Below are 6,249 nucleotides of genomic sequence, written 5' to 3' on the forward strand. Positions count from 1 at the left end.
GACATGAAAACTTCAACTGTATGTTATTGTAATTCCAATAATTATATCTACTTTTGACAGGTATTTGATAACAGTTTATATAAAAAGAAAATGGACAAAGACACAAACAAGTGTGGTCATCATTATTCTTCCCGTGGAGCGGGTGGAGGCGCTGTTTATTGCTTAGGGATGATCGGGGCAGCAGTGTATTTCATTATACAGGCTACCTCTTTCTGGACCGGTGTGGTCGGATTCCTGAAAGCCCTTGTATGGCCGGCATTTCTGGTCTATGAAGCTTTCAAAGCTTTAGGCGCTTAAAAGAGAGACGTTCTTGCGGCTTCTTCACTTTATCCTCCTTGCAATAATTTTGCAGGGAGGAGTACTTGGTTGTGCTGTTGCAGAATTTTCTGAATAATCCGGATTTTATCCAATCATATTTTTGCTACTTCAATCTTATACTTTTTACCTTTCATCTTTTCATCCCTGATATTCGTCAGCAGCGTTTTTACGGCAGATGCACGGACAGCAACAAAAGAGATAAAATCCTTTACTTCGATCAGTCCCAGATCTGATTTATCGAGTTTCCCTTTTTGCAAGAAGAAGCCGACAATATCACTTTTATTCAGCTTATTCTTCTTGCCTCCGCTCACATAAATCGTTTGGTATTGGGGAGGATTGGGTAAGGGTTTTCCTGCTGAGACCGGTAAGATCTCCAAATTGTCGGAAATATAATCCGGCAGTATATCTTCTTTGAATTGTATAATATAGGCAGTTCCTGAAGCGTGCATCCGCGCCGTACGTCCGTTACGGTGGACGAATTCACTCTCCTTGGCCGGAAGATGATAATGGATTACATGGTTCATCTCCGGGATATCCAATCCCCTGGCTGCCAGATCGGTGGTGACCAGGTAATCCAGACTTCCGTTTCTGAACCGGACGAGGATCCTCTCCCTGTCGTCCTGATCCATGCCTCCATGGTAATATCCGGTCAGTATACCTTTCCTGTTCAACAAATCGCTGATACGTTCCGTGACTTCCCTGTGATTACAGAAGATCAAAGCCGGTTCGGAATTGAGGGAACAGATAAGATGAAACAGAGTGTCGATCTTGTCCTTTTCCGGAGACAAGACAAGTTTGAATGAAAGCGCCTCGTTTTTCTCTTCTTCGGTATAATCAAGCGTCACAGGCGATTCCATCTTTACAAAATCCGGAATCTCTATATCGGATGTGGCAGAAAGCAGGATTCTCTTTTGGATACGCGGCAGTTGGCTGATGATGGTATTCATCTCCTCATGAAAACCCAACTGTAGTGATTTATCGAATTCATCTAGTACCAGCGTCTTGATGGCACCGGTATCGAACGATTTCCTTTCCAGATGGTCGGTCAACCGTCCCGGTGTCCCGATCAACAAAGCGGGAGGAGTGCTCAGGTTTTTCAGCTCGGTATCGATAGAATGTCCGCCATAACAGACATTCACCTTGAATTTCGTCCCCATCTTTTTCCATACCTGCTCTATCTGAAGCGCCAATTCCCTTGAGGGTACGACGATCAGGCATTGTACCTTTGCGATATTTTCATCCAGTAATTGAAGCACAGGGAGGAGAAAAGCAAGCGTCTTTCCCGAACCGGTAGGAGATAGTAACAATACATTCCGTTCTTTGATTATTGCATGCCGAGCTGCCACCTGCATCCCGTTCAGGCTGTCGATTCCCAGATTCGATAATATGGTTTTATTTTGATCTTCTGCTTTCATGTCACAAAGATACGAGTTATCAAGGAATCCTCGACAGCTGATTTCGAGTCTGATTCTTCACTATCGTAGTATGTATTCATATAAAATTACAGTGCTATGCGGCTGTTGGAAAGTCAAAAGAATTACAATTTCCCTGTGATATCATAGATCTCCTTGATCTTTGCCAGTTCACCTTCAAAATCGAAATGGAGGTCGTGAAGCCGTGCGTCTTCGATATCGAACACCCATCCGGCCACCTTGGGATATCCATTTTTGTAGTAGGATTTCTGTACTTCTGCCATTTTTAATACGTTACGGCATTGTTCATAGGTGTTGATCTCCACAAAGCGCCGGTACCTGGCTTCCATATCTTCAATGGCGTTGAGTTCTGTCTGATGGAGCCGGTAGACATCCCGTATGCTGCGTAGCCAGGGATTAAGGATACCATAATCCAAATTCTGCATGGCCGCCTGAATACCCCCGCAGCCATAATGTCCACAGATAATGATATATTTTACTTTGAGATATTCCACTCCATAGTTAATCACTGAAAGCGCGCTCAGGTCAATGGCATTCACCATATTCGCAATATTACGATGGATGAAGACCTCACCCGGCTTTAATCCCATCACCTGATTCGGATGTACCCGGCTATCTGAACAACCGATATAGAGAAAATCAGGATGTTGTTCTGCAGCCAATAGCTCAAATAATCCCGGATTTTCTATTTTATTCTTTTCGATCCATTTACGGTTGGCTTCAAAAATCTGTTCATACTTTTCCTGATCGGACATATCTGTGAATTTAAAATAATATGCGTTTGTGGGTTCCCCCGTTAAGAATATTCCACAGGGAGCTGTTTCTTTTCGTACTATTTAACAAAATAGTACTGTTATTTGTTGCAGATGGAGCTTATATAATTTTATTTCCTGGCGATTTACAAATGAAAAAATAATGTTACTTTTGCTATAGTTTTTTATCCCGTTTTTTAAGGAGATAACTCCCAGCTATGATGAAATTTCAATAAATAATCCGAAAGATATTATTTCAACATATTTTTATTCTTAATTAAAATTACAATCATGACTGTAATGAAAACACCAGGGGTTTATATCGTTGAAAAAAATACATTCCCCAATTCTGTAGTAGAAGTTGCAACCGCTGTCCCTGCATTTATCGGGTACACGGAATTTGCAAAGAATGGCACTGAAGACATAACAGGTAAACCTTGGCGTATTACTTCTATGGCCGAGTTCCATGCCTATTTTGGAGGAGCTCCGATTCCCAAGTTTTCAATCTTAACAAATACAATTCACGACTACACAGGTATAAAATATACTGCTAAACATACATTATACTATCAAATGCGTTTTTTCTTTGCTAATGGAGGAGGAGCGTGTTACATTGTGTCAGTGGGTTCTTATAACGATGATCTTCATTCCGACCAGTTTATCAAAGGAATTGAAACATTGCTCAAAGAGCAAGAACCTACAATGTTGGTGGTTCCAGAGGCTGTGAATCTGGGGGATGCTGCCTGCAAGAATGTACAGGAAGCCATGTTGAAGCATTGCGGTTGCGATACTTTGAGCCGTTTTGCTATTTTAGATGTTTGGAATGGAAACAAAGATAAAGGAGATCCGGAGGCAGGTGATGTTATTACAAAGTTCAGGGACTCAATAGGAAACAATTATTTAAATTTTGGTGCTGCTTATTATCCCTGGTTAAACACGTCCATTCTACAAGATTCGGATATTACCCTGGCTAATTTCGATGAAACTTCATTGAAGTCTCTTGAGAATATCTTGATTAATCAATTAAACAACGACCTTTCACTAAAAACAGACAGAAAAGAAGAACTCAAAAACAAATATGCTGAGTTGAATGCAAAGGAATGTGATAAAACAGAATTACATAAAACCTTGTATGCTACCAGTGCTATCTATCATAATATTGTAAAAGATGCTTTGTTTCAGGTAAATTGTCTTCCGGTTTCTGCTGCTATGGCTGGTATTTATACGATGGTTGACAATACACGAGGAGTATGGAAAGCCCCTGCCAATGTGAGCATTGCCAATGTGGTAAGTCCTGCGGTTAATCTGGCTAACGCAGATCAGGAGGATTTAAATGTACCTGTGAACGGGAAAGCGATAAATGCTATTCGCTCATTTGTAGGAGAAGGAATCATGGTGTGGGGAGCACGTACACTTGACGGAAACTCGTTGGATTGGCGCTATATCAATGTGCGTCGCACAATGATTATGCTTGAAGAATCGGTAAAAAATGCGACTCGGGCTTATGTATTTGAACTCAATGTGGCTAATACCTGGGTTAATATCAAAAGTATGATATCAAATTTCCTGAACGGTATTTGGAAACGAGGCGGTTTGGCTGGTAGTTCACCCGAAGATGCGTATAATGTCCATGTTGGCTTAGGAGAAACGATGACTCCTGAAGATATTTTAGAAGGAATTATGCGTGTAACGGTTCTGGTCGCTGTTGCTCGTCCGGCCGAGTTCATCGAAATCACATTCCAACAACAAATGCAAAAAAGCTAATTAAATTTTTAATTTTCAATATCTAAGGCATTAAAATCTACATTTTATTTTCAATAAATATTAGGAGATAATCATTCAAAAGCAAAACTTTTTTTCAAAAATACTTTATGTTTTGTCTTGTTTATTATCTTTTCCTTTGATTCTGTGTAAGCCAGAATGTGCCATCTTCGAATTGGACTTGCATGTTCACATGCCCGTCAGGAGTAGGGTAAAATATCTATCGACAATTTTTGTAGATATGTTTGAACCAACTGAACTAAAATTCCCCTTTTATAAGCTTCTCTACTAATTTGCGGCTTTTCCATTTTTTTACATCTCTTTCCCGTTGTCCGGCTAATGCTTTTGTTTCAAAGTTTTCCGTATACATAATGATCCAATCACTCGCCCGACCGGTAAACCCTTTATGGTTTGAATTATGCCTTCTCAATCGCTCATTGATATCATCACCGGTTGAACCAATGTAGTATCTATCTAATTTTTCAGAGTAATAGGATGTAAAACTTGCACATAACAAAAAAGGTTGCCAAATTTTATTGACAACCTTCGTGGGCGTTGACGGAACTTGTTCAATCAAACGAAACCCTGTATAATCAATGTGTTAACTATTAGGTGCTTTTCTTCACACACAGATTGCACACATTTTTTTGAGGCGAAATAGATGCGAATAAACCGCTTTAACTATGATGCAAAAGTAGCTATTTTTCTGATATTTACAAGCGAAATTTCAGAAAATATTCACAGTCTTTTTCAATCTTCCGGTTTGTCCTGTTTCCCTTCAAGACGCTTTATCTCCTCATCGAAATCGGATTCAAACAGACGGTCTTGTACGATACGGTATTTTTCAAATTCACTTTCTGCAAAATCCTTTGCCATCAGGGCAGTAACTTTTCCGCTGTTTTGCAATATTTCCCGGTCATCGGCTTCCAAGAACCTGTCAAGGCGTTTTGCCCAATCTTCCATTGTCATGGGAATATGCCTTCTTGCTCGGTCTTCCGCCAAATCCAGATAAGCATTGACAATACGTCCCAACGATTCCAGTTCGGTTTCAGTTAGGTAGTTTTTTGCAATGGAGACATCGGTTTTCACTATTTTGCCGTCGGGGCTTTTCTCCCACGAAGTCAATCCCATGTATTCTTTCTCTGCGTTGGCTCTCGAAAGAATGAGTTCGGCTGCGGTATGACCGTGTACAGCGTAATGCAACTTGTTTTGGACTTTGGCGAAGAACTCTTTTGTAGTAACAGCATCTTTGTTGTAATCCATTGCCGTGGCATAAATATCCGTTATTTTTTGATAGAAGCGACGCTCACTCAATCGGATTTCCCGGATCTCGGCAAGTAGGTGTTCAAAATAATCCTCATTGAGGAATGTCCCGTTTTCCATGCGTTTTTTGTCGATAATATAACCACGGATGGCATAATCACGCAAAACGGATGTCGCCCACTGACGAAACTGTGTTGCTCTTTGGGAATTTACACGATAACCGACTGAAATGATGGTGTCGAGGTTATAAAATTCAATATCACGGGTAACTTGTCTATTACCTTCGGTTTGAACTTGTGCAATTTTTGCACAAGTTGCTTCTTTTATCAATTCACCTTCCTGATAAATATTTGCCAGATGCTTGGTAATAACACTTCTATCTACGTCAAATAATGTGGCAATAAGTTTTTGAGTAAGCCAAACCGTATTATCTTGAATGCGCACTTCGATGGTATCTCCACCCGATTGAGAAGTAAATACCAAAAATTCGGCGGTGCTATTGCGGATTTGAAATTTCTTTTTTTTAGTCATACTTATACTATTTTTTTATCCATTTATTAATAATAAATAGCCCAATTATCATGACGACAATTATTAATATTTTCCATATCCAATTGAAGTCTATTATACTTCTCCCCTTCCTTAGACAGTTATTACTCTCAATTAAGTTAGTTTCTCGGGACCGCCCCGCGGGGCGGTCCCGAGAAACGAAGCGGCCGCCC

At 40.3% G+C, this 6,249-nt stretch carries 6 protein-coding genes; 2 read left to right on the forward strand and 4 right to left on the reverse strand.

The genetic code is table 11. The annotated features are described in order from the left end of the window. Positions 1–90: 90 nt before the first annotated feature. Positions 91–297, forward strand: coding sequence for a hypothetical protein (locus VB073_RS07115; protein ID WP_323403461.1), 207 nt, complete (start codon positions 91–93; stop codon positions 295–297). Between the two features lie 113 nt (positions 298–410). Here VB073_RS07115 and VB073_RS07120 read toward each other — a convergent pair whose 3' ends face one another. Together VB073_RS07120 and VB073_RS07125 are read right to left on the reverse strand one after the other, a co-directional pair. Further along, on the reverse strand, positions 411–1,733 hold the full coding sequence (locus tag VB073_RS07120) for a DEAD/DEAH box helicase (RefSeq protein ID WP_323403462.1): 1,323 nt from the start codon (positions 1,731–1,733) through the stop codon (positions 411–413). A 122-nt stretch (positions 1,734–1,855) separates the two neighbouring features. Further along, entirely contained in the window at positions 1,856–2,506 is a 651-nt protein-coding gene (locus VB073_RS07125) for a carbonic anhydrase (protein ID WP_323403463.1), read from the reverse strand. Between the two features lie 288 nt (positions 2,507–2,794). Between VB073_RS07125 and VB073_RS07130 the strand changes: the two genes are divergently transcribed. Continuing rightward, positions 2,795–4,267 carry a phage tail sheath family protein gene (locus tag VB073_RS07130; protein ID WP_323403464.1) on the forward strand — a complete coding sequence of 491 codons (1,473 nt, stop codon included), beginning with the start codon at positions 2,795–2,797 and terminating at the stop codon, positions 4,265–4,267. Positions 4,268–4,523: 256 nt separating this feature from the next. Here VB073_RS07130 and VB073_RS07135 read toward each other — a convergent pair whose 3' ends face one another. Beyond that, complete coding sequence (locus VB073_RS07135; RefSeq protein WP_323403465.1) at positions 4,524–4,841, reverse strand: GIY-YIG nuclease family protein; 318 nt, start codon at positions 4,839–4,841, stop codon at positions 4,524–4,526. Positions 4,842–5,014: 173 nt separating this feature from the next. Further along, entirely contained in the window at positions 5,015–6,058 is a 1,044-nt protein-coding gene (locus VB073_RS07140) for a virulence RhuM family protein (protein WP_323403466.1), read from the reverse strand. Positions 6,059–6,249: the final 191 nt, after the last annotated feature.

It is taken from the genome of Proteiniphilum sp. (assembly GCF_034927365.1).
Lineage (GTDB): Bacteria > Bacteroidota > Bacteroidia > Bacteroidales > Dysgonomonadaceae > Proteiniphilum.